Below are 23,791 nucleotides of genomic sequence, written 5' to 3'. Positions count from 1 at the left end.
CTTCGTTCTGTTCTTATTCAATCAGAGAAATTTTGTTCAGCGGCCAGTAGCGCAGAAAGGCCTTGCCGATGATCTTGTCTTTCTCTACGTACGGATTCAGCCAGTAGCGGGAATCCTTTGATACGTTCCGGTTGTCGCCGAGCATAAAGTAGCAGCCCTCCGGCACCTCATACGGTCCGAAATCGCCGACCGGTGTTTCCGGGCAGAAATCATCGCGCAGCGGCTCGGTGGAATCGTTGATATACACCTTTCCGTCGCGGATCGTAACCGTCTCTCCCGGCAGTCCGATGACGCGCTTGATAAACTTCTGCTTCTCGTCGTCCGGATAATAGAAAATAACGATGTCATACCGCTGCGGATCGCTCTTTACATAAGCAAGGCGGTTACCGAAGATCTGGTCTCCGGTCATAATCGTGTTTTCCATGGAAGGAGACGGGATTCTTGCGTTGATGACAATGACCTGCTCCACAAAAACAACGACTGCCACGACAATGGCGATCATTTTTACATATTCCCAGATTTCCCGTCCGATGCTCGTCTCCTCCGTTTTTCTTGGTTTTGTTTCTTTCTTTTCGTTGTCTTTTCGGCTCATAATCCTTCTCCCGTCAAATGTTCTCCCTGTAAAATCCGGCGCACGGATGATGGCAGGGGCGCTGTAAAGGTTTTTCCGGACAGATCCGATAAGGTGCCCGTAAGCTCTGGAAATACCGCCTTCCACGAATGGAGAAGTTGGTATTTCAGTCCGTATTTTTCCCGGAAGCGGCGGTTAAACTCCGCATCCCCGTATTTCGTATCTCCCGCAAGCGGATGACCGATGCTCGCGAGATGGCTGCGGATCTGATGGCTCTTTCCGGTCACCAGCTCAACCTCCAGCAGCGTACAGCCTCTTCCGGCACAGAGCGGCCGGTATGCGGTTTCTATGTAAACAGCATCTCCCTGCTGCTCTCTCTGAATCGAAACACGGTTTGTCCTCTCATTTTTTGTGAGATATCCGCGGATCCGCTCTGTCTCTGTCACGGTTCCTTTTACAACCGTCAGATAGTATTTTCCAACAGCCCGCTCTGCGATCAGTTCTGAAAGCTGCTGCGTCGCCGCAACGGTTTTTCCGGCAAGAATCAGACCGCTGGTGTTCCGGTCCAGACGATTGCAGAGTCCGGCGCGGAACATGGTCTCCTCCCCGGCATTTTTTTCCGAAAGATAGGCGCCGAGCGCTTCGGTAAGGCTCACATCCGTCTCTTTCGCCTTCTGTGAGAGGACACCTGCCGGCTTGTTCAGGAAAATTACTTTTTCGTCTTCATAGACGATATCCAGCTTCGGATACTTTACCTGTTTTCCAGCCGCCGGTTTTTCCGGTGTTTTCCGAAATTTTTCGATGGTCTCTTCCGCCAGATACAGCCGGATCGTATCGCCTGTTTTCAGCTTTTCACTGCCGTCCGCCTTTTTCTGGTTCAGCACAATGTTTTTCTTTCGCAGCATTTTATAGAAGAAACTCTTTGGCGCCTCCTCCATATATTTGGACAGATATTTGATGAGCTGCTGCGCGCAGTCTTTTTCTGTCACGGTCAGTTCTCTCATAGCAATGGTCTCCTACAGTGCCAGCGCCAGCATCGTGTGTTTCACCAGTTCCGTGCGGGACAGATCCGGGTACCGCTCATCCGGTTTGAAGTTTTCACTGGCGCCCTTTTCCAGCTCATCGTAGTTGCGGTTCAGGGAATCGAGGCGCTCCAGAAATGCTTTTTCCCGATCAAAAATCTTCACATGGCATTTGTAGCCGTTGGCACGGATGATCTTGTTCAGATACGTAGCGCAGTCCTCGATCTGTTTCTGGTCTTTGGCGCGCGTGGTGTAGCAGGCGATCTCCTCACCGCAGAACGCCGCTGCTTCGATCATCAGACTCGATTTTTCCTGTGTGATATACATTTCATATCCCATCAGCAGTTTTCCTTTTTTTGCCTCAATGGCATCGTACACTGCTTTGTCCACTGACTTTTGCATAACCATCATGATAAAACCGACGGCGGCGCGGCAGCCCGGCAGACAGCCTACTACGGCGACAACCGTAAAAATGTTGCTCTTGTTTCCGTCTGCAAGCACAAGCCCGACAATAAAAACGATGGCCGGAAGGACGAACAGTCCCAGTGTCACAAGCAGTCTTTTTTTCTTTTCCCGGCGGATATAGCCGTAATCCCCTTTTCTGATCTTCATTCTTCTGTCATTTCCCTTCTTCGATAAGATCCCCGCTCATCTTCTGCGTGTTTATTTCTTTTTGTGCACGTTGCGGAGCGTCTTTTTCGGCCGTCCGCCTGTTTTGGCTTTTCCCTGTCCGGAACGGTCATTCGCCGTCTTCTGGCCAAAGCCTTTTCCGTTGGACCCTTTTCCTCTTGACGGTTTTCCTGCCTCCCCGGCCATCTTTCTCGGTCGTACGAGACATTTCGGTCCGAATCCGATCAGATCCTCCCGGTGTGTCCGGCGCAGTGCCTCGCAGACGAGCTCATAGTTCTCCGGATTCCGGTACTGAATCAGCGCACGCTGCATCGCCTTCTCATGCGGCGATTTCGGCACGTAAACCGGATCCATCGTCCGCGGGTCAAGACCGGTATAGTACATACAGGTGGAAAGTGTGGAAGGCGTCGGATAGAAGTCCTGTGCCTGCTCCGGGATAAATCCCATATCGCGGATGTACTCGGCAAGCTCCACCGCATCCTCCAAGTCACACCCCGGATGGGACGACATAAAATACGGAAGTGCGTACTGCTGCTTCCCCGTCTTTTTGTTGCACGCATCGAAGCGGCGGATAAATTCCTGATATACTTCGTGGCGCGGTTTTCCCATATAGGAAAGCACACGGTTCGAAACGTGCTCCGGCGCAACGCGGAGCTGACCGCTGACGTGATCCTTTACCAGCTCGGAAAGGAACGTCTGGTCTTTATCGGCCAGGACATAGTCAAAACGGATGCCGGAGCGGATAAAGACTTTCTTCACGCCCGGAATGTCTTTTAATTCCCGCAGCAGCTTCACATAATCTCTGTGATCTGCCACCATATTTTTACACGGCTCCGGGAAGAGACAGTTCCGGTTCGGGCAGGCGCCTTTGGTGAGCTGCTTTTTGCATGCCGGACCGCGGAAATCCGCCGTCGGGCCGCCGACATCGTGAATATAGCCTTTAAATTCTTTTTCCTGAACCATCTGCCGCGCTTCCGCCAGAATGGATTCGTGGCTTCTTGTCTGCACAACGCGTCCCTCGTGGAACGTCAGCGCGCAGAAACTGCAGGATCCAAAGCAGCCGCGGTTGCTCGTCAGACTGTATTTGATTTCCCCAAGCGCCGGCACACCGCCGTCTTTTTCATAGCTTGGGTGATAGGCGCGCATGTATGGAAGCGCATAGACATCATCCATCTCCTGCTCTGTCAAAGGACGGGAAGGCGGATTCTGTACAATGTAGCCCTGGCCCTCATACGGCTCTGCCATCGGCTTCGCATTGATGGCATCGGTATTTTTATACTGAATCGCAAAGCTCTCCGCATACGTCCGCTTGCTCTCCCGCACCTCCTCGAATGACGGCAGCACCACCGGGTCAATCAGGTGATCCAGCGTTTTGCTCCGATAAACGGTTCCCGGAATAAAGGTGACATCATGAACGTCAATGCCGGCCGCAAGTGCATCTGCAATCGCTACGATCGAAAGTTCTCCCATTCCGTACGAAATCAGATCCGCACCGGAATCGAGAAGGACGGAGCGGCGCACCTGGTCAGACCAGTAATCGTAATGCGAAAGGCGCCGGAGCGATGCCTCGATGCCGCCGAGGATCATCGGTGTATGTTTATACGTTCTCCGGATCAGATTGCCGTACACGGTAACCGCGCGGTCCGGCCGTTTTCCCATGACACCGCCCGGCGTAAAGGCATCTGTTTTTCGGTGCTTTTTCGCCACGGTATAATGGTTGACCATGGAATCCATATTTCCGGAAGAGACAAGAAAGCCAAGACGCGGTTCACCGAAAATCGAAATGCTGTTCTCGTCCTTCCAGTCCGGCTGTGAGATGATGCCGACGGAATAGCCGTTCGCCTCGAGCACACGGCTGATGATTGCCGGTCCGAACGAGGAATGGTCCACGTAGGCATCTCCGATGACATAGACAAAGTCAAACTGTTCGATTCCCCGTTCCTTCATCTCTTCTCTTGTAATTGGTAAAAAAGGCATGCTTTACTTTCCTTTCTGTGTTTCGGCGTCCGCTATGCCAAGCGCCGCTTTTTCTTCCTGCGTCAGGAGACGGGCACTGCCCTTTGGCAGCGCCGGATCAAGTTTCAGGCTCCCCATCGACAGCCGTTTCAAATAGACGACCGTTTTTCCGACCTTCTCAAACATGCGCTTGATCTGGTGGAAGCGGCCCTCACAGATGGTAATGCGGATCCGGCTTTCAAAAATGCCAGGCTCTTTTTCTGTCGTTTCCAGAATGGTAAGCTCGGCCGGAAGTGTCGGTTTGTCGTCCCCAATGTCGAGCCCTTCGGCAAATGCCTGCCGATCTTCTTCTGTCACTTTTCCGTCAATCACGGCCTCATACACTTTCGAGACATGCGATTTCGGAGAGAGCAGCCGGTGGGAAAGGGCTCCGTCGTTCGTAATCAGCAGCAGCCCTTCGGTGTCCTTGTCGAGCCGTCCGACCGGAAAGAGGTCTTTTCTTGCCGCATCACTTAAAAGATCGAGTACGGTCCGGTCACGGCGGTCCTCCGTCGCAGAGACGACACCCGCCGGTTTGTGGAGCATCCAGTATTCCATTTTCACATAGGAAATGCTGTTTCCGTCCACAGTCACCTGCGCTTCATCCGGGTCGACTTTCAGTTCCGAGGCTTTTGCCGTAATTCCGTCTACGGCCACCCGTCCCTTCCGGATCAGGGCCTTTACTTCCTGGCGTGTTCCCACACCCATGTCCGCCAGATATTTATCGAGTCGTAATTTACTCATACCATCCGCCATCCTGCATAATATTTATTCTTTAACGTTCCGTTGTTTATTTTTCCCCAGCCAAGTGGGAAATCATCCAGGCACACAAGCACCCAGCCCTTTTTCCCCTGACACTCTTCTTCGGAAAACGAGAGTGTCTCACCCTTTAAGTAGCGCATGACACGGTCATCTCCCTTGGGAATGGTCAAACACGAAACGTATTCTTCTTTTTTCAGATACGCCGCCAGCGCCTGGGACGGCTCGAAGCGGTTTTTCTTTACGGTGCCAAGCGAAAGTCCGGTCCGCAGATAGCGCAGACCCTTTGCCGCACAGACACCTTCCGGCAGAAAATAGAGCTGGTCTTTCACAAGGGCAAACGAACCATTCTTCCAGTCCACGCGCACGCCAGCAAGAAACTCTTCCGCCTCTTTCGGCAGCTTCTTTGTCGTTTCCAAAAGGCGGGACGGCTGCCGTTTCCGGCTCTCTCCCTGCTTTTTCAGGAGCGCCACGAAATGGCCTTCTCCCTCCATCCGCTGCGGGAAAATATGAACGCACCGGGAAAGATCGCGGCCATTCACGGATACTCCCGGCGCAAACCCTTCGTAACCCGGGGTAATTTCCTGCACTTCCATATCCGGATGCGCATCCAGCAGCCCTGCGATGACCTCTTCGTTCTCCTTTACAGAAAACGTACAGGTAGAGTACAGCAGCTCTCCGCCCTCTGCAAGCATCTGATACGCCTGCTCGATCAGTTTTTTCTGGATCGGCACATAATGCTCCGGCCCATTTTCACTGTAGTAGCGCAGCATTGAGCTCTCTTTTCGGAACATGCCCTCCCCAGAGCACGGCGCGTCAAGAAGGATCTTGTCAAAAAAGGCCGGATACAAGGTTACTAATTTTTCCGGATCCTCGCTCGTCACGAGAAGACGTCCCACTCCCTGGATTTCCAGGTTGCGCAGCAGCGCCTTCGCCCGCGAATTGCTGATATCGTTTGCCAGCAGCATGCCGCCCTCACCGATCCGGCTTCCCAGCTCCGTTGCCTTTCCGCCCGGTGCCGCACAGAGATCGAGCACACGGTCATCCGGCTCAATTGGAAGGCGGGATGCCGGTGTCATCGCACTCGGCTCCTGCAGATAATACAGGCCCGCATAGTAATCGGCATCCTTTGCCGGATTGCAGCTCTCTTCATCGTAATAAAATCCATTTGGGATCCACGGAACCTTCTTAAGCGGAATATCGGTCCGCCTAAGAAACTCTTCTGTCGAAATTTTTCCGTTGTTTACCCGCAGTCCTCTATGTACCGCCTCGTCAAATGTCTTGCGGTATGCCTCATATTCTTCCTCACCGAGCAGCTGTTTCATCTCCTGCTCAAAGGCTTCCGGCAGTGTGATCATATCCGTTTATCCCCTTTTGTTCTAAAGTTCGTCTGTAATTGCCTGTGCGCGGTATCCCTCTGCAATTAGATCCAGTTCTTTGTGGAACCGTTTTAACTCCTGCAGATCGTTCTGCGCATAGATGTGATAAAACTCATCCTGAATTTTTTCTATTTCGCGTTTGTTCGTCACCTTGTAAAGATTCTCGATATTATTCAGGATATCCGTGATCAGATTCCGCTGTATCTGGGAGGAATTCTGTGCATCCATAATCTCACTCCGCACAGAGGACATCTCATTATCCAGCACAATAATCGCCTTTGCAGCTGCACTTAAGCGCTCCCGGATGTGATCCGGAATGTTTGCCTTATATTTGTACTGCAGCGAGTGCTCAATCGTCGCCCAGAAATCCATCGCCATCGTGCGGATCTGGATTTCCACCTGGATGCGCTTCGGGCCGTTCATCGTCTCCACGGTATAGTAAACAATGAGGTGATAGCTCCGGTAACCGCTGTCCTTCATGTGGCGGATGTAGTCTTTCTCGCTCTTAATCTCAATATCCGACCGCTTCTGGATCAGGTCGGCAACCTTTTCGATATCTTCAACGAACTGGCAGATGATGCGGATGCCCGCGATATCCTCCACCTGCTCCTCCATCTCTTCGGGCACAATGCCCTTTCTCTGCATTTTTTCCAGAATACTGGAAACACTCTTCACACGGCCGCTCACGCTCTCGATCGGTGAGTACAGCCCTTTTCCGTGGTGCTCCTTGATCAGATGCCGGAATTTCACCTGTAATTCCTTGACAGCCAGCTCGTATGGTTCCAGAATCTCATGCCATAACAGTATATCCATGTCCCCTAATCTCCTTTTTTGCTCCTGCTTTCAGCCATTTTTCTTATCGGATGGTAAACGCTTTGGAAATTCAATCCCCACCCTGTTACTTTATGCCTGTCTTTTCTGTTTTATGACTGTTTTTCAGAAACTTTTTTGAAATAGACACGGGCAGTTTTTTATGCCTGCCGTTTCGAAAGCTGCTCCAGAACGCGGCACAGGTACTGATACGTTCTCTCCACGGAGGAAATCGAAAGCCGCTCCTCGGTCGTGTGGATTGCTTTCATGTTCGGGCCGAAAGATACACAGTCAAGACCGGAAAGCTTTTCATAGAACAGACCGCATTCCAGTCCGGCATGAATCGCTTCCACTGCCGGTTTCTGTCCATACATGGCTTCATATTCCGCCACCATCAGATCGCGGAGGGCAGAATCCTCTTTATACTCCCATGCCGGGTACGCGCCCTCTACGTGGAACTCACCGCCCAGGAAACCGATCAGATACTCCAGCTTGTCGGAAAGGGCTTCCTTTGCACTTCCCACGGAGCTCCGCACACTTGCACACGCATGCAGGTGATCCGGCTCTAATTTCAGAATACCGAGGTTCAGGGATGTTTCCACCAGTCCCGGGATCTGGCCGCTCATCTTCTGTACCCCGTTCGGAAGATTCATCAGGAAAAAGACGGTTTTCTGCAGGCTGACCGGATGAAGCGCCGGTGCAGCGCCCTCGCCTGTTTTCTCTACCGTAACGGTAATACCGTCATCTGTTCCGCTGTACTCTCTGCAAAGATTTTCGGTGAAGCGTGATGCTTCCTCTTTTAAGATCTCTTTCTCTCCGCCGTCGATGGCAAGAAGCATGCGGGTTGTCCGCGGAATGGCGTTGTCTTTTAAACCGCCCTCCAGCTCGATCAGGGCATAATCCATCTTTCCTGCCAGTTCGTACAGGAAACGGCCCGCCAGAATGTTGGAGTTGGCACGGTTTTTGTGGATTTCCGTACCGGAATGGCCACCGGCAAGACCGGAAATCGTCACTTCCATCTGCTCACCCATCACTTCGCTTCTGCGCACCGGCAGATCCATCATGGCTGTCATACCGCCTGCGCATGATACAGTGAGAATGCCTTCCTCTTCAGAATCCATATTTAACAGTGTTCTTCCCTTTAATTCATTCCCGTTTAATGCTGCTGCGCCGAGCAGTCCGATCTCTTCATCCGTCGTAATCAGTGCCTCGATGGCCGGAAGCTGCAGATCATCCGATTCCAGCACAGCCAGCATATAGGCAACGGCAATTCCGTCGTCTCCGCCAAGCGTCGTGTCCCTGGCATAAATCTCATCGCCGTCGATGTGAAGCTCAAGGCCGTCCTTCGTAAAATCGTGGCTGCTGCCCGGCTTCTTCTCGCAGACCATATCGCAGTGGCCCTGCAGAATCACGGTCGGAGCCAATTCACATCCCTTCGATGCCGGGCGGCGGATGACCACGTTGTTGGACGCATCCTGATACCAGGATAATTCATGGTCCCTTGCAAACTGAACCAGATAGTCGCTCACTTCTTTTGTGTTTCCGGAGCCGTGCGGAATGCGGCAGAGCTCTTCAAAATAATAAAATACACGTTCTGGTTTTAATCCTGCTAATACGCTCATTTTTTCTTCTCCCATCTTCTTTTTTTCAAAGCTTCGTCATACTCTATTTTAGAAAGCGGGAGGAGGTTCGAACGTCATGAAAAAATCACTTTTATTTCTCTCTTCCCTGCTTCTTTTTTTCTGTCTTCTTATCTTTCCCGCGCGGACTTTTTTCTATGCCTGCGAGGGTGTCAATCTCTGGTTTCATACCATTCTTCCGTCACTTCTGCCGTTTCTGATTCTGACATCTCTTCTTCTGGAAACAGGAGCCGCACGGCGGATCTCTGCCCGTGCAGAAGTTTTTTTTCAAACGGTTTTCGGTCTTTCCCCGGCTGGGTTTTATGCACTTTTTCTCGGTCTTTTCTGCGGTTTTCCCATGGGAGCGCGCATCACTGCCCAGCTCTATGAGGCAGAAGAAATTGACCGGAACGAAGCGTGCTATCTTTTAACCTTCTGCAGCAGTCCGAGTCCTGCCTTTCTGTCTTCCTATGTTATCTTAACTGCGTTTTCCGGACAGATCCATCCCGGCTTCGTCTTCGGCGTGCTTTACGGTTCCAATTTTCTAACTGGTTTTCTGTTCCGGCTTGTTTTCCGCCGCTTCCGCCTGCACCGGCACACCGCCCATCGGACACATTCCATGGAAAAAAAAGAGATGTCAAAACAGACTTCCAAAGGAAACCTGCTGGACACCTCTATCATGAACGGATTTGAAATCATTACACAGCTTGGCGGATACATCATCCTGTTTTCCATTCTGTCCGGACTTCTGATGGATCTGCATCCGTTTGGTTCCGCCTCGCCCCTGCTCTGCGGCGTGCTGGAAATCACGACGGGAATCGCACAGCTTGCCGCGTCCTCTCTTCCTTACGCCGGAAAAGTCTCTGCTGTCCTTACCTGCGCCGCCTTCGGCGGTCTCTCTGTCGCTGCCCAGACAAACTGTATGATCCATAACAGCGGTCTGCCCCTCTGGCCTTATCTTGCCGGGAAGCTCTGCTGTGCTGCTTTCGCAGGAACGCTTGGTTTATTCCTCTTCGCTTTCCTCTTCTGATGCCGGATCATATTCCGGTACGACAACTTCTTCCTCTGGCTGCTCTTCTTCCGGAGCACCCTGCGGGGAGAGCTCACTTCTGTTCTGAACAACGGTATTGTAGCAGCTTGTCAGGGATTCTACAAAGCTGTTGTATTTCTCTCCTGCATCGTTTAATGCAGTCGTCATAATATTGCTTAAGTTGGCAAGCATATCATCGGTATATCCGATGGCACCGAGACGGATGCTGTTGGCATCGTTGGTTGCAGCATCCAGGATTTCCTGTGCCTGCTGGTTTGCATTGTTGACGGTCTCATTTGCCTGTGCGTATGCTGACTGCATCACTTCACTCTGCTCTACCATCTCTCTTGCCTTTGCCTGTGCCTCTGCAATGATGGCATCTGCCTTGTTCTGTGCATCTGCCAGAATCGCATCTTTGTTGCTGATGATCTTCTGGTACCGTTTGATCTCGTCCGGTGTTTTCAGACGGAGCTCACGGAGAAGCTCTTCTAATTCTTCTTTATTTACAACGATTTTGGTGGTAGACAGCGGCTGATATTTACAGCTCTCTACATACTCCTCAATTTCTTCGATGATCTGTTCAATTCTGCTGCTCATTTTAATTCTCCTTATCTTTTATCCTGCGGCATTCCTTCTGAATTTCGGGCGGCATACTTTGCGCGGATTTCTTTTTCCACAAAATCCGGAACAAATTTGTGAATGTCGCCGCCAAAAGCAGCTACTTCTTTTACTACCGTGGAGCTGAGGTACGCATACTCCAGCGAGGTAATCAGAAACGTGGTATCTACTTCCGGTTCCAGAACGCGGTTCGTCTGTGCCATCTGCAGTTCATATTCAAAGTCTGTGATCGCGCGGAGTCCGCGGACGATCGTATGCGCCTGGCATTCCTTCGCAAAATCAACAGCGAGCCCGCTGAAAGAACGGACTTCGACATTTGGAATGTCCTGGGTCGCTTTCTTTAGTATATTAACACGTTCTTCCACAGAAAACAACGGAGATTTTGAGGAATTATGTAAAACTCCCACGATTACGCGGTCAAAAAGCTTGGATGCACGCAAGATAACATCCAGATGACCATACGTTACAGGGTCAAAAGTTCCCGGGTATACGGCTGTCTTCATGATTCTTTTACTCCTTCGTGTTTGCTTTTCGGGGTAAGGAATACATGGACATTTGTCTTATAGATTTTTTTCTTCAGAATTTCGTATCCGGCATCCTCCGCCCAGTCGAAATCAGTATTCAGCGATGCTTCTACAATAATTAAGGTATCCTCACCGATAAAAGAGGCGTCGCGGAACGCATACAGCACGTCCTTTTCCAGTCCCTTATCGTATGGCGGGTCCATAAAAATGCAGTCAAAAGGCTCCTGTCCCTGAAGCGACTGCAGAGCTGCATGCGCTTCCATGGGCAGGAGCACTGCCTGCTGTTCCAGCTTCGTAAATTTTAAATTCTGCCGGATACAGTCTGCTGCAGCTTTGTTCTGCTCTACGAACCACGCGCGCTCGGCGCCGCGGCTCAACGCCTCGATTCCGATCGCCCCGCTTCCGGCGAACAGATCGAGAAAACGCGCATCCGGCAGATACGGCTGAAGCATATTAAATAAGGTTTCTTTGATCCGGTCCGTCGTCGGCCGGGTCTGTCTGCCGGGAACCGTCTTTAATGGAAGACTCCGGCATTTTCCTGCTATTACTCTCATGTTGGTCTTATTTTCGTCCTTACTGTTTTTGTTTGATGGATCAGTCGGCTTTCAACTGCTCTCTCCAGTCCAGATCTCCTCTTGCAAGTCCCAAAATCAGAGACTCCGCGGTTCCGATATTTGTTGCAATCGGGATATTGTACTGGTCGCAGGTACGGATAATTTTGTAGACATCCGGCTCTTTCGGATTGATCATCGTCGGATTGTAAAAGAAAATTACCATATCCATATCGCCGCGTTCAATCATCTCGGTAAACTGTTTGTCTCCGCCTACGCTTCCAGGCAGAAACTTGTGTACATGAAGGTTCGTCACCTCTTCAATCCGCCGTCCGGTGGTTCCGGTGGCGTACACCTCATGTTTCATGAGGATTCCCTTGTATGCAATACAGAAATCCTCGATCAGACTCTTCTTGCTGTTGTGTGCTATGATTCCAATATTCATTACTGCAAACCGCCCCTTCTCCTGTTTTTACTACCATGTACAGCAATTATAACAAATTTATTTTCAATACGCAATTCTTTTTGTGAATTTTTTACACAGTTTTTATATTTTTTTCTGCCGTTCCATTTTTCCTTCTTCTTTTACTTTCTCCGCTTTTCCGGAAAAAATACAGAATCTGGAAGTTTATTTTTGTTTTCTTTCCACATACTATGACCGTAGCAGAACAGATGAAAAACACATCCGGATCTGCTTCACAGCAGCTTTTAACAAGCACAAAGATAAAGGAGGGAATGAACATGGCGAATCGTTCATCGAATACCGCAGCAGTACCAGAAGCAAAAGGCGCTCTGGACAAATTCAAATTTGAGGTGGCAAGCGAACTCGGCGTGCCGCTCAGTGATGGCTACAACGGTAACCTGACTTCCAAACAGAATGGTTCTGTCGGAGGTTATATGGTCAAAAAGATGATTGAGCAGCAGGAACGCCAGATGTCCGGCGGTTCTTCTGGCCAGTACTAATCATCCCGGTATAACATCCTGATGCCGGAACAGGCATCAAAAAGCGTGAGCTCTTTTCTTTTCGGAAAAGCTCACGCTTTTTTCTTGCTCCTGCAGAGCTGGTACATAATACTTACAGATCAATGCTTCCGGTTACATCATCATTGATTACGTAGTAAGCAGTAAATTCCTCCGGTTTTACATAAACCTTCAGGCTCTTTAATTCCTCTGCTTTCTTGCCATATCCTTCGATCCAGATCTGCTGGATTCTCTCGTACAGATCTTTCTCCTTGATTTCTCTTCCGCCGAACTGCAGAATCATCTCCTGCTCCGCTTCTTTCTTTGCTGCTTTTGCAGGTGCTTTTTTCTCTGCCGGCTTTTTCACTGCTGCTGGTTTTTTCGGTGCAGCCGCTTTCTTTGTCGTTGTTTTCTTTGCTGTTGTGCGGGTTGTTTTTGCAGCTTTTGCTGCCGGTTTTTCTTCTGCTTTTGCAGGTGCTTCCTCTGCTGCTGCAGTTTCCTTTACAACTTCTTTTGCAACTTCTTTTACAGTTTCTTTCTCTGCTGCGGTTGTTTTTTCTGCTGCTTTGGTCTCTACTTTTACTGTCTCGTTCTCTGCTGTCTTAGCCTGGGCAGCTGGTTTTTTCTTTACCATATCTGTTTCCTCCCATTTGGACCGGCCCTGTATATTTTGGAAGAGCCGTCCTGCGAACTATCATTCAGGCGAACGCTTGACACTCACGGTCCGCACATTTTTTGATTCCTTGTTTATGATACATGAATTTTTTTGTCATTTCAAGTAATATCTGATTTCGCACGAATTTTCCACGAAATTGTACAGTCATTTTCCATACTATCCAATCAGGCTGTTATTTTTATCCGATTTTGCATTTTAAAGCCGGATTTTTTTGTAACTTTTCACAATCCAATGTCGTGGTTTTCCAGATCAAGATACGATTTCATTACCTTTTTCAGCAGTTCATGCTCCGGTTTTTCAAAATAAGGATCGTCGGCAAGCAGTTCTGAAGCCGCCTCACTCGCTTTCTGCAGGATATCGGCATCCCGGAAAATATCTGCCATCCGGAATTCCATATCCCCGCTCTGGCGCGTTCCCAGCAGATCGCCGCTGCCGCGCAGTTTCAAATCTTCCGAAGCAATATAAAACCCGTCGTTCGAATGGTTCAGGATTTCCAGACGTTTGGCGGTCTCCTGATCTTTGTTTCCGCGGATGAAAATACAGTAGGACTGATGCTCTCCTCTTCCGACACGTCCGCGGAGCTGATGGAGTTGCGCAAGGCCGAACCGTTCGGCATTTTCCACCATCATCACCGTCGCATTCGGCACGTTGACACCGACCTCCACGACTGTCGTCGAGACGAGTACCTGGATTTCTCCGCTGGCGAACCGCTCCATGATCTCGTTTTTCTGCGCCGCCTTCATCTGTCCGTGCAGCATCTCTACTGTGATGCCCGGCAGCTCTTTTTTCAGGAGCTGTGTATAGTCGGTGACGTTTTCCGCTTCCAGACCCTCGCTCTCCTCCACCATCGGGCAGATCACATACGCCTGACGGCCCAGTTCGACCTGACGCGTGATAAAGCGGTAAGCTTTTGGACGGTAAGACGTATCCACCACACAGTTTTTGATCGGCAGACGCTTCGCCGGAAGTTCATCAATCACAGAAATCGAAAGATCTCCGTACAGAATGATAGCCAGGGTTCTTGGAATCGGCGTTGCACTCATAACGAGAACATTCGGCGGTTCCCCTTTTTCAGCAAGTGCCGTTCTCTGCCGGACACCGAAGCGGTGCTGTTCGTCTGTGATGACAAGCGCCAGATTTTTGTACTGTACCTTTTCCTGAATCAGTGCATGTGTGCCGATCACCATTTTGCAGCTTCCGTCTTCCAGACTGGCATAGATTTCCCGGCGTTCTTTTGCTTTCGTGGATCCAGTCAGAAGGCGGGGATTGTATTCCGTCAGATTGTTTTCTTTCAACAGAGTGCAGAGCGATTCATAATGCTGCCGCGCCAGAACCTCCGTCGGAACCATCAGCGCCGACTGGTAGCCGTTCTCAGCTGTCATAATCATTGCAAGGAATGCCAGAATCGTCTTTCCGCTTCCGACATCTCCCTGTACCAGCCGCGCCATGCGGGTATGACCTTTTAAGTCCCGCTCCAGTTCACCCCACACACGCATCTGTGCATTCGTGAGACGGTACGGCATATTTTCGATGACTTCCTCCGTCTTCCAGACGGCGCGGATCGGGAACGCATTGGTAATTCCCTCCGTCTGCTCTTTTAACTGCCGCAGGGACAGGATGAAGAGAAAAAACTCTTCGAACACAATTCTGCGCCGCGCCGTTTTCAGATGCTCCTGGTCTTTTGGAAAATGAACCTCATGGAGGGCATAATTGATTTCACAGAGTTCATACCGGGCACGGATTTTTTCCGGCAGATAGTCCTGCGCAGGTGCGCATCGTTCCAGCACCTGTGCGACGGCCTTGCTCACCATCTTGTTCGTGAGACCGGCTGTCAGTCCATAAACCGGCTGAAGACTTGCCAGAAGCTCATGGTATGCGGCAGGAGTGAAGATTTCCGGCTGCTCCATCACGAGACGGCCTGATTTTTCCTGTATCTTTCCGCGGAAGATAAAAACACTGCCTTTCTTCAGCGTGCTCCGCAGAAACGGCATATTAAACCAGGTAAGCTGCAGCCGCACCGGCTCCTCGTAGAGTTCCAGGACAACGACGCTCTTTCTCTGGTTTCCTTTTACCGACGGACTGTGGACAATTCTTCCGTATACCGCATTCTTTTCCTCTTGTCTGCATTCGCGAAGGGGAACCGGCTCTGCATAGCAGTCATAATCTCTTGGATAATAATGCAGAAGCTGCTGCAAATTGTAGATTCCTATTTTTGCAAACAGCTTCTCCGTTTTTTCACCGATCCCCTTCAGTGTTGTCAGGGGTTCCGTATTCATATTTTTCTTTCCTTACTCTTATTCAACCGAAACGACACAGTAGTAAATCGGCTGTCCGCCATAGTTTACTTCCACATCGCAGTCCGGATATGCCTGCTCGATTTTTTCGCCAAGGCTTTCGGCATCTTCCTCACTCATATCTTCACCGTAGTAGATGCTGATCAGCTCGCTGTCCTCATCGACCATGGCGCGGATGGTTTCTTCTGCAACGGTAAGAATATCCTGTCCGACAGCGAGAAGTCCGTGATCGCCAAGTCCCATGATGTCGCCCTGATGGATCTCTTTCTCATCGATGTGGGTATCACGTACCGCGTACGTTACCTGACCGGTTTTCACCATCTGGATGCCCTCTGTCATGGCCTCCTCGTTCTCTTCTGCAGATTTCTCCGGCACATAGCTGATCATGGCTGTGATGCCCTGCGGAACGGTTTTGGTCGGAACAACGATGATATTTTTGTCCTCAGTCATGGCTTTTGCCTGATTTGCTGCGAGGATGATATTTTTGTTGTTCGGCAGAATAAAGATATTCTTTGCATTGACCTTCTCAATTGCAGTCAGCATATCCTCGGTGCTCGGGTTCATGGTCTGACCGCCCTCGATCAAGTAATCAACACCGAGTCCCTGGAAGATCTCTTTGATTCCCTCTCCGATGGACACGGCGATGAATCCGTTCTCCTTCGGCGGCTGTTTTGCTGCTTCTTTTCTCTTCTTATCTTCCTCTGCCTGCTGTGCTGCGATCTTTTCTGCGTTCTTGATCAGGCGCTCCTGATGCTCCTCACGCATGTTGTCGATCTTCATTCTGGTCAGCTGTCCGTACGTCAGCGCCTTGGAAATTGCTTTTCCAGGATCGTTGGTATGTACGTGTACCTTAACCAGCTCATCGTCTGCAACGAGAACGATCGAATCTCCGATTCCGTTCAGGAAATCTTTGAATGCATAAACCTCTTCATCCGGAAGCGGGTTTTCCAGCATAATGATAAACTCGGTACAGTAGCCGAATTTGATTTCTTTTTCTGTCTCTTTGGACGGTCTGACAAATTCTGTCTTTGCTTCCGGCATCTCGAAATTCAGATCAATCTCTTTCCCGAGGAACGCGTCATATGCGCCCTGCAGTACGGTTAAGAGACCCTGTCCGCCGGAATCCACAACGCCTGCCTCTTTTAATACCGGCAGCATCTCTGGTGTCTGGGAGAGCACGTACTCTGCATGCGCGAGAACGTCCTCGATGAATGCGTTCAGATCTTCGCTTTCCGGTGCAAGCTCTGCTGCTTTCTCTGCTGCTCCCTTTGCCACGGTCAGGATGGTACCTTCTTTTGGCTTCATAACGGCTTTGTATGCAGTCTCGACTGCTTTTTCCATTGCCTCTGCAAGAATCTCTGCATTCAGCTCTTGATAGTCGCGGATCTTCTTGGTAAAGCCACGAAGGAGCTGGGAAAGAATAACGCCAGAGTTACCTCTGGCACCGCGCAGAGAACCGGAAGAGATTGCCTTGGAAAGGTTGTACATGTTCACTTCTGTGAGCGAGTTTACTTCCTTGACTGCGGACATGATCGTCAGCGTCATGTTGGTACCTGTGTCGCCGTCCGGTACCGGGAACACGTTCAGCTCATTGATCCACTCTTTCTTTACTTCCAGATTTTTTGCACCAGCCAGAAACATTTTTGCCAGTAAGCCGGCATCAATTGTATTTGTAGCCACTTTCTTCATTTCCTCCTATTACCATCAGTCGATGACGCGAACGCCTTCAACCAGGATGTTGATTTTTTCAATTTCCATTCCGGTGAACTCTTCCACCTTGTATTTCACATTATTGATCAGGTTATCTGTTACGGCAGAAATACTGACTCCGTAAGAAACAATCACGTGGAAATCCAGGGAAATTTTATTTTCCGAAATCGATACATTAATTCCGTGTGTCAGACTCTCTTTTTTCAGAAGTTTGACCAGTCCATCTTTCATGTTTACCGCTGCCATTCCGACAATGCCGAAGCACTCCACAGCAACGCTGCCCGCATACAGGGCGATTACATCCGGATTGATTACGATTTCTCCCAAGCCTGTATTCATACGACCTTTCATGCCTTGTATCCTCCAATTCCATCATACTATTCAAAACACATGGAGACAGGAATAACTGACTCCACTCTACGATACATTATAACCGCTTTTCCGCAAAAAAGAAAGTTTAAAATGAAAAACCTTCAAAATTCATATAATTTTTTCATTTTTTACTTGCAAAACCGGTATAGATCTGTTAGAATGACTTATGTTGTGAGTCTAAAATGCGTTTTGACTCAAGTACGTATGTCAAGGAGGTGCAATCATGGCAAAGTGTGCAATTTGTGAGAAGGGTGCTCATTTCGGAAACAACGTAAGTCATTCACATAGAAGAAGCAATAAAATGTGGAAATCTAACGTAAAATCTGTCAAAGTTAAAGTTGACGGTGTACCGCAGAAAATGTACGTATGTACTTCCTGCTTAAGATCCGGAAAAGTAGAGCGTGCATAAGTTGAATGGTTAAAAGGCCTTTCCAGTCCGGGAAGGCTTTTTTGCTGTTCAAAAATAGAATTAAGATTTTAAAAAAAGTTCTGGGAAGAGCAAACAGGACATAAGTTTTCGCTTATGCCCTGTTGTGCTCTATTTTTTATATTTTAAAAGGGAGAAAAAAATAGCGTGGTCTCTTAAGCTGAACCTGCCAACGATCCATATGCTTAGCAAAAGAAAAAGAGCATCCTACCGAAACTTTCGTTCTGGTAAGACGCCCTCGTCTTGATCTATGATATTAGTATAGTTGGCTGATTCATTTAAGATGGACTTATTATAGCGCAGCTTTCTTCATTTTGCAAGTATTTCTCTGTACAAATCAGCCAGTTCATTTCCGATCTTTTTGTGTATTTTTCACTATTCCCCTGTATTGCAGAACAGATGATATCCCACGCACAGCAGCAAAGCGGCCGCAAGAACCGTAAGAAATGAGCTGCGGATCATCAGGCTGATGAGAAGCCCGACCCCCATCCAGAACAGCAGAAAACCTAAAATTCTGCACAAACGAGCTTACTCCTTATCCGCCTCTTGGTTTATTATATGCTCTACTTTCTCTGCGGTATACCCTTCCTCTTCCTTTTTGCCGGTAAAGCGGCTGATCAGATCCGGAGCCATGTCAATGATTTTGGTGACAGCATCCTGGTTTTTGATGTTGACCAGACGCGTTCCGTTTTTGCTGATGACAAGAACGGCGCTCGGAGAAATTTTTCCGCCCATACCGCCTCCTGCATTGTTCTTTGCATTTTCTGCGAATGCACCCGCTCCCACGCCGAAGGAAACGTCTACCAGCGGCAGAAGAATCGTATCCTCAATGTGGATCGCCTCACCTACGACCGTCTTTGTTGTGATAAAGCTGTCCATTCCGCGGAACAGTGCTTCTACGGTATTCTGAAATGTGTTGTCCTTTTCTGCCATCTTTTAGGCCTCCTTGTGTTTGAAATGTCGTATGGTTTTCCGAAGATTCTGATCCCGGAATAATCGAAGTGCAATGCCGGCTGCTGTCACAGCCTGAAAACTTCCTTTCATCCGGACATCGCCCCGGAGAATTTCCTGTTCGAAATCCGGCTGGATGGAAAGGTCTTTCGGCAGTTTTCCATAAATCATACCCAGAATGCCGAGTGTCTCTCCGGTCAGTGCCGGATCGTCAAATCCGAACCGGACTGTGCCGGTTACTTTTTTCGGTGCTGCTTTCTTCAGGAAATAAAGCACTTCTTTCTTTGCATGGAGCAGTGCCTCACGGAACATCTTCGAACGGAAGAATTTTTTCACACTCTCCCACTTTCTTTTTAACCGTCTGCCTGCCTGGATTTTCTGCTCCAGTTTTTCAAGCAGACGGAACGGAAGTTCCAACAGCCGGAAAGCTGTCTGCAGCAGACGGCTGGCAAGATTCAGCAGTTTTTCCGGAAGATATTCGATCCTTCCGAAAAACCGTTCCAGAATGCTTTTTTTCGGCGCATCCGGTTCCTGCTCTTGCTCTGGCTGCTCCTTCTGTGCTGTCACCTTCTGCTGCTTTTCTTTCTGGTCCGGTGCTTTCTGCTCTGCTGTTTTTTCTGCTTCCGGCGCATTTTCTGTCTCATTTTCCTCCGTCCGGGGCACGGACGCTTCTCCCCGGCGGATCTTTTTCAGCCGCCGTTTCCATGTTTCCAGTGATGCCCCGAAAAGCAGAATCTGCGCCTCCGGCTTCTGTTCCTCATACGAGGCCGTCAGCGCGACAGCTCCGAAAAGCCACGATACTCTTCCGCTCGCTTTTACGCAGGCAAATCCCTCTTCTTCTTTCAGAACCTGCGCCCGGTAGCAAAAAGGAAGAAACAGGACGGTGCAGACGATAAGAAGCACGAGAAACAGTAAAACAAGGAGTAAAATCCCCAGTGCCTTCAAAATCATGAATAGTATATGTATCATTCACATCCCTCAATCCGGTTCAGCAGCCATTCCCGGATTTTTACTTCTCCGGTTTCCCGATAAGTTTCCAATGCGATCGCCTCCACAAGCTCAAAAGCTTCCTCGCGCGACACGGCAAGTCCGACAATCATCGGACAGTTTCTCCGCACGGCCGGCTGCAAAAGCAGATCCGCCGGAATTACATCCAGATTGTTCTGCTGATTGGAAGGCAGTGTGAGGAGCCAGACTCCCGGAACTGCTTTTTTGTTCTCAATCCGGCGCATCCATTTTTTCTGTTTCTTTTTTGCAGTATCCCCGACGTACAGATTTTTATACCAGTTTACCATATTTTCCCTGAGCCTGTGGCTGAACCTTCCATAAATTTGCTCTCTTCAGTTCCAGATACTCCTGATAGGCCTTTTCCAGAATCTGCCGTTCATTGGAAAACTTCAGCAGATGATATGCTTCGTGATACTTGTAATAGCCCGAATCCACAAAGTATTCTTCTCTCTGTGGACAGCTGTAGTAGCCGGATGAGACCATCAGATACCAGTGCACCTCTTTTTCCACGGTGTCCTCCGGAATGCTGAAGCTGTACTGGCTTTTTCCCACGTACTTGATGATGGTTCCGTGCACGCCGGACTCCTCATATACCTCGCGGACAGCGGTCTGTTCATGGGTTTCTCCCGGCTCAACGGTTCCTTTCGGCAGAACCCAGCCTTCATATTTGTTACGGTAGCTTTTGTAAAGCGTCAATATTTTTCCACGGTAGATTACGATACCTCCGCAGCTTACTGCTTCGATCATACGTTTTAAGCTCCTTCTGGCTTTTTTCCATTCCCTGACAGCTCTTTTCTTCCCGCTTGCCGCCAGATCTTCTGTTAAAAAGTATACCTCTTTTCCCGCCCCCGCGCAACCTTAAAACCGCATCCTTTTTCTAACATTTTTCTAAAAATTCAGAAAACGCGCCCGAACCCATCCTTTCCGGTTCGAACGCGTTTTTTTCATCGTTTACTGCTGTGCATAATATGCTTCAATTACCTGTCTTGCAATCGGTACAGCGACTTCACTCGAATATCCGCCGTTTTCTGCCACAACAGCAATGACAATATCAGGATCATCCGCATTGGAGAATCCGACAAACCAGGAATGCGGTGTCTCTCCGTCGCTTCCGTGTTCTGCGGTTCCTGTTTTACCGGCGATATTGTACGGCAGATCCGAAAGTGAAACTGCAGTTCCGCTCTGGACAACGCCTTTCATCAGCTCTGTCAGCGTATTGGCTTCGCTCTCGGACATTACCGTGCCAAGAGACTCTTTGTAAAAGGTTTTGACTGCCTGTCCGTCCGCAGACACAATGTTGTCCACATAACGCGGTTTGATCATTTCTCCATCATTTGCAACCGCGGAGGCGATCAGTGCCATCTCCATCGGTGTTACCAGCGTATCGCCCTGGCCAATGGAGGTCTGCATCACAAGAGCATCCGCCGTTGTCGAATCAAGGTCGAAAGAACTTTTGCTGGTCGGAAGCTCCAGATCCAGACGGCTGTTCAGATACAGGGAATCCGCCAGCGAGCGGAAGGCATCTTTATCCAGCCAAAGGCCAATCTGTGCAAAGGCAGAGTTGCACGAATGTGCAAACGCACCTGCAAAATCTTCCGGTCCATGCACTTCACCGCCGGAGCAGTGAATCGTATAGTTTCCTGCTGTCAGCTCACCGTCACAGTCGAACGAAAAACCGTCCAGTGTGCCGTTCTGACGGAGATACGCAAGCGAAGTAACAATCTTGAACGTAGATCCCGGCGGATATCTTCCCTGCAGACCGCGGTTCAGAAACACGCCGCTCTCATCGTCTGCGTTCAGTGCCTCCCAGTCCTCATCAATCGTATTGGGATTAAAAACCGGATTGCTCACATTGGCAAGTACACGGCCCGTTTTTGCCTCCAGCACGACAACTGCACCGCGGTATCCGTCCAGTGCATCGGCCGCGGCCTGCTGGAGTGTTGTATTCAGCGTTGTATAGAGACTGTCTCCCGGGTTCTTCGCATCGCTGAATTCATTCTTTACCTGCTTTAACTTACTTGTATGGGACTCCATCAGCATATAGTTGTAGGAAGATTCGAGGCCGCTGTTTCCTTTTCCCGTGTAGCCAACCACCTGCGCAAACAGGCTGCCGAACGGATACGTTCTTACCTCATCCCCGTTTTCATCTGTCGTCGTCTTTGCCAGTTCCTGGCCGTCCGCAGAATAGATTGTTCCGCGGATCACGCGCTCTGCATAGTTATTCTGTCTCGTATTGTAAGAACTATTCAGAAATTCTTCTTTCCGCACGGCATTAAAGTAAACGAGATACGCGATCAGCCCAAGAAACATGGCCACGAACAGGAACGAAACGATCAGATACGGCCCTGCGCCGTTGTTTGCCGCCTTACCAGTGGAGGCTGTTCTCGGTCTGCTCTTCGATCCGCCGTTCGAATTCATCCGGCTGCTCGCGGTACTTCTGGCGGGTTCCCTGTCCGTCGTTCCGGCTGCCGCTCTTCTTTCGTCTTTCGGTCTCTTCGTCCGGGCGTCGTTTTTTCTTGGCGCCTGGGTCGTTTTTCTGCTGGTTTCGTTTCTTCTTGTTTTGTCTTTTCTCAAGCTCCTCACCTTCGTCTTCCCTTAAGATGTACAATCCCTGAATGATCGACAGCATCAGCACCGTGGAGAACATAGAGCTTCCTCCATAGCTGACCAGCGGCAGCGTGATACCTGTCATAGGAATAAATTTAATGGTTCCTCCGATGGTGAGGAACACCTGTGTCGCATATTCCGTTCCAAGACCCATGGCAATCAGTTTGTAGAACCGTTTGCTCATCTTCATGGAAATATTGATAATCAGAAGGAATGTGGACATGCACAGCAGAATCAGGCAGATTCCGAAGATAATGCCCATCTCCTCACAGATCGCACAGAAAATAAAGTCTTTCGTTGCAACCGGGATAATGTCAGGCCGTCCCTCGAAAAGGCCGGTTCCGAACCATCCGCCGGAGCACATGCCGAAGAGTCCCTGTGCTAACTGGCTGCTGATATCCCAGTTTCCGATCGGATCCTGCCAGAGTGCCACACGGTTCCGTACATGGGAAAACAGGAAATACGCCACAACGCAGGCGGCACTCATTCCCGCAAGTCCCAAAAGCGGATATCTGGCTTTTCTCGTTGCCACATAGATTACAACCACGTACGCCATAAAGAAGACGAACGCAGTTCCAAGGTCGGTGGATGCAACAAGGATCAGCACATGAACTGCCGCAATGACCGTTGCTTTCACAACGTTTCCAAAGGAATTATCCTCGCGCAGCATGCCTGCCATAAAGAACACGAGTGTGATCTTGGCAATCTCGGAGAGCTGGAACGTAATGCCGTGGATTTCGATCGACAGCTTCGCACCGCCGGAAGTAAAGCCAAGCACCATAACGACGGAAAGCATGGCAATTCCGAGCACAGCGTAAATCCAGGTCAGATTTTTCAGAAACTTGCCCTTTCGGACAATGACCGGAATGATGAAGCAGAGCAGTGTGGATGCCGCCAGAATTTTGTACTGGGACATCGCCTTTGACACGCTCAGTCTCGTCAGAATAATCATGCTGATCGAGAGCAGCATACACATGTTGTTTACCAGGATCATCGATGCCTTCCGGTAAATCAGGCGGTACAGGATCTGTACGCCCAGGATATACGCCATCGTGAGCAGAAACATCTGAATCGTTGATACTTCGCCTTCCTGCAGGAACATCACGAAGAAACAGATGAAATTCATCAGAATGATCATGATGATCTGCCGCATCAGAATGTAATGGCGCTCATCCTCATCCCGCTCTTTGAGTGCAGCAAACGACTGCACGGTAAAACAGATCATGAGGAAGGTAATCACATATTTTGATAACTGAACAATGGTATTTTCCATAAATT

Annotated in this window: 26 protein-coding genes; 3 read left to right on the top strand and 23 right to left on the bottom strand. The window is 49.5% G+C overall.

What is annotated here, in order from left to right:
- Positions 1-13 precede the first annotated feature (13 nt).
- The 8 genes from lepB to PGS38_RS01505 all read right to left on the bottom strand — a co-directional run bounded on the left by lepB (position 14) and on the right by PGS38_RS01505 (position 8,788).
- A complete protein-coding gene (gene lepB, locus PGS38_RS01540) occupies positions 14-592 on the bottom strand; it encodes a signal peptidase I (RefSeq protein WP_022461878.1) in 579 nt (192 codons plus the stop codon).
- Complete coding sequence (locus PGS38_RS01535; protein WP_055226359.1) at positions 589-1,575, bottom strand: RluA family pseudouridine synthase; 987 nt, start codon at positions 1,573-1,575, stop codon at positions 589-591. Before PGS38_RS01535 ends, lepB begins: the two co-directional genes overlap by 4 nt.
- A 12-nt stretch (positions 1,576-1,587) precedes the next feature.
- Positions 1,588-2,205 (bottom strand): DUF4191 family protein, encoded by a 618-nt coding sequence (locus PGS38_RS01530; protein ID WP_118659158.1) that lies wholly within the window; start codon positions 2,203-2,205, stop codon positions 1,588-1,590.
- A 51-nt stretch (positions 2,206-2,256) separates the two neighbouring features.
- The gene (locus PGS38_RS01525; RefSeq protein ID WP_055226360.1) at positions 2,257-4,200 is read right to left on the bottom strand and encodes a YgiQ family radical SAM protein; all 1,944 of its coding nucleotides are present in this window, start codon (positions 4,198-4,200) and stop codon (positions 2,257-2,259) included.
- Positions 4,201-4,203: 3 nt separating this feature from the next.
- Positions 4,204-4,962: a pseudouridine synthase gene (locus PGS38_RS01520; RefSeq protein ID WP_119188455.1), complete on the bottom strand. Its 759-nt coding sequence runs from the start codon at positions 4,960-4,962 to the stop codon at positions 4,204-4,206.
- Complete coding sequence (locus tag PGS38_RS01515) at positions 4,959-6,332, bottom strand: RsmB/NOP family class I SAM-dependent RNA methyltransferase (RefSeq protein ID WP_055218352.1); 1,374 nt, start codon at positions 6,330-6,332, stop codon at positions 4,959-4,961. The genes PGS38_RS01520 and PGS38_RS01515 overlap by 4 nt, the downstream gene beginning before the upstream one ends.
- A 24-nt stretch (positions 6,333-6,356) precedes the next feature.
- A complete protein-coding gene (locus tag PGS38_RS01510) occupies positions 6,357-7,169 on the bottom strand; it encodes a GTP pyrophosphokinase (RefSeq protein WP_118659157.1) in 813 nt (270 codons plus the stop codon).
- Between the two features lie 158 nt (positions 7,170-7,327).
- Positions 7,328-8,788, bottom strand: coding sequence for an aminoacyl-histidine dipeptidase (locus PGS38_RS01505; RefSeq protein ID WP_082424449.1), 1,461 nt, complete (start codon positions 8,786-8,788; stop codon positions 7,328-7,330).
- A gap of 76 nt (positions 8,789-8,864) precedes the next feature.
- On the opposite strand from PGS38_RS01505, the gene PGS38_RS01500 reads away from it, so the two are divergent.
- The gene (locus PGS38_RS01500) at positions 8,865-9,815 is read left to right on the top strand and encodes a nucleoside recognition domain-containing protein (protein WP_118659156.1); all 951 of its coding nucleotides are present in this window, start codon (positions 8,865-8,867) and stop codon (positions 9,813-9,815) included.
- Here the strand turns inward: PGS38_RS01500 and PGS38_RS01495 are convergent.
- The 4 genes from PGS38_RS01495 to PGS38_RS01480 are packed head-to-tail and all read right to left on the bottom strand — an operon-like array spanning position 9,789 to position 11,953.
- The gene (locus tag PGS38_RS01495) at positions 9,789-10,412 is read right to left on the bottom strand and encodes a hypothetical protein (protein ID WP_055265193.1); all 624 of its coding nucleotides are present in this window, start codon (positions 10,410-10,412) and stop codon (positions 9,789-9,791) included. The genes PGS38_RS01500 and PGS38_RS01495 overlap by 27 nt on opposite strands.
- An 11-nt stretch (positions 10,413-10,423) precedes the next feature.
- Complete coding sequence (coaD, locus tag PGS38_RS01490) at positions 10,424-10,936, bottom strand: pantetheine-phosphate adenylyltransferase (protein ID WP_055265195.1); 513 nt, start codon at positions 10,934-10,936, stop codon at positions 10,424-10,426.
- Positions 10,933-11,511 (bottom strand): 16S rRNA (guanine(966)-N(2))-methyltransferase RsmD, encoded by a 579-nt coding sequence (gene rsmD, locus PGS38_RS01485; RefSeq protein ID WP_022461889.1) that lies wholly within the window; start codon positions 11,509-11,511, stop codon positions 10,933-10,935. Before rsmD ends, coaD begins: the two co-directional genes overlap by 4 nt.
- A 40-nt stretch (positions 11,512-11,551) precedes the next feature.
- Positions 11,552-11,953 carry a methylglyoxal synthase gene (locus PGS38_RS01480; protein WP_022461890.1) on the bottom strand — a complete coding sequence of 134 codons (402 nt, stop codon included), beginning with the start codon at positions 11,951-11,953 and terminating at the stop codon, positions 11,552-11,554.
- Positions 11,954-12,249: 296 nt separating this feature from the next.
- Here PGS38_RS01480 and PGS38_RS01475 point away from each other — a divergent pair, with 296 nt between their 5' ends.
- On the top strand, positions 12,250-12,471 hold the full coding sequence (locus PGS38_RS01475; RefSeq protein ID WP_022461891.1) for an alpha/beta-type small acid-soluble spore protein: 222 nt from the start codon (positions 12,250-12,252) through the stop codon (positions 12,469-12,471).
- A 112-nt stretch (positions 12,472-12,583) separates the two neighbouring features.
- Here the strand turns inward: PGS38_RS01475 and PGS38_RS01470 are convergent, their stop codons facing one another.
- From PGS38_RS01470 to PGS38_RS01455, 4 genes are all read right to left on the bottom strand, one after another.
- Positions 12,584-13,102 carry a DUF6465 family protein gene (locus tag PGS38_RS01470; protein WP_119188458.1) on the bottom strand — a complete coding sequence of 173 codons (519 nt, stop codon included), beginning with the start codon at positions 13,100-13,102 and terminating at the stop codon, positions 12,584-12,586.
- 263 nt (positions 13,103-13,365) lie between these two features.
- On the bottom strand, positions 13,366-15,420 hold the full coding sequence (gene recG, locus PGS38_RS01465; RefSeq protein WP_119188459.1) for an ATP-dependent DNA helicase RecG: 2,055 nt from the start codon (positions 15,418-15,420) through the stop codon (positions 13,366-13,368).
- Between the two features lie 18 nt (positions 15,421-15,438).
- Positions 15,439-17,118: a DAK2 domain-containing protein gene (locus tag PGS38_RS01460; protein ID WP_022461894.1), complete on the bottom strand. Its 1,680-nt coding sequence runs from the start codon at positions 17,116-17,118 to the stop codon at positions 15,439-15,441.
- A 24-nt stretch (positions 17,119-17,142) separates the two neighbouring features.
- Entirely contained in the window at positions 17,143-17,499 is a 357-nt protein-coding gene (locus tag PGS38_RS01455) for an Asp23/Gls24 family envelope stress response protein (protein WP_022461895.1), read from the bottom strand.
- A gap of 244 nt (positions 17,500-17,743) precedes the next feature.
- Between PGS38_RS01455 and rpmB the strand changes: the two genes are divergently transcribed.
- The gene (gene rpmB, locus PGS38_RS01450; protein WP_022461896.1) at positions 17,744-17,929 is read left to right on the top strand and encodes a 50S ribosomal protein L28; all 186 of its coding nucleotides are present in this window, start codon (positions 17,744-17,746) and stop codon (positions 17,927-17,929) included.
- A gap of 393 nt (positions 17,930-18,322) precedes the next feature.
- Here rpmB and PGS38_RS01445 read toward each other — a convergent pair whose 3' ends face one another.
- The 7 genes from PGS38_RS01445 to PGS38_RS01415 form a co-directional block, all read right to left on the bottom strand.
- Positions 18,323-18,469 (bottom strand): hypothetical protein, encoded by a 147-nt coding sequence (locus tag PGS38_RS01445; RefSeq protein ID WP_167622772.1) that lies wholly within the window; start codon positions 18,467-18,469, stop codon positions 18,323-18,325.
- A gap of 6 nt (positions 18,470-18,475) precedes the next feature.
- Complete coding sequence (locus PGS38_RS01440; RefSeq protein ID WP_119188460.1) at positions 18,476-18,880, bottom strand: GerW family sporulation protein; 405 nt, start codon at positions 18,878-18,880, stop codon at positions 18,476-18,478.
- Between the two features lie 3 nt (positions 18,881-18,883).
- Positions 18,884-19,867 (bottom strand): DUF2953 domain-containing protein, encoded by a 984-nt coding sequence (locus PGS38_RS01435; protein ID WP_119188461.1) that lies wholly within the window; start codon positions 19,865-19,867, stop codon positions 18,884-18,886.
- A complete protein-coding gene (locus tag PGS38_RS01430) occupies positions 19,864-20,193 on the bottom strand; it encodes a hypothetical protein (protein ID WP_022461899.1) in 330 nt (109 codons plus the stop codon). Before PGS38_RS01430 ends, PGS38_RS01435 begins: the two co-directional genes overlap by 4 nt.
- Positions 20,177-20,653: an NUDIX hydrolase gene (locus PGS38_RS01425; RefSeq protein ID WP_119188463.1), complete on the bottom strand. Its 477-nt coding sequence runs from the start codon at positions 20,651-20,653 to the stop codon at positions 20,177-20,179. The genes PGS38_RS01430 and PGS38_RS01425 overlap by 17 nt, the downstream gene beginning before the upstream one ends.
- 204 nt (positions 20,654-20,857) lie before the next feature.
- Positions 20,858-22,216 carry a peptidoglycan D,D-transpeptidase FtsI family protein gene (locus PGS38_RS01420; protein WP_270475827.1) on the bottom strand — a complete coding sequence of 453 codons (1,359 nt, stop codon included), beginning with the start codon at positions 22,214-22,216 and terminating at the stop codon, positions 20,858-20,860.
- Between the two features lie 55 nt (positions 22,217-22,271).
- Entirely contained in the window at positions 22,272-23,786 is a 1,515-nt protein-coding gene (locus tag PGS38_RS01415; RefSeq protein WP_117760323.1) for an FtsW/RodA/SpoVE family cell cycle protein, read from the bottom strand.
- Between the last annotated feature and the right edge of the window lie 5 nt (positions 23,787-23,791).

Source organism: Fusicatenibacter saccharivorans, assembly GCF_027667425.1.
GTDB classification, from domain to species: Bacteria; Bacillota; Clostridia; order Lachnospirales; family Lachnospiraceae; genus Fusicatenibacter; species Fusicatenibacter saccharivorans.
The sequence above is the reverse complement of the archived record's forward strand: the minus strand, read 5'-3'. Positions and strand labels throughout refer to the sequence as shown.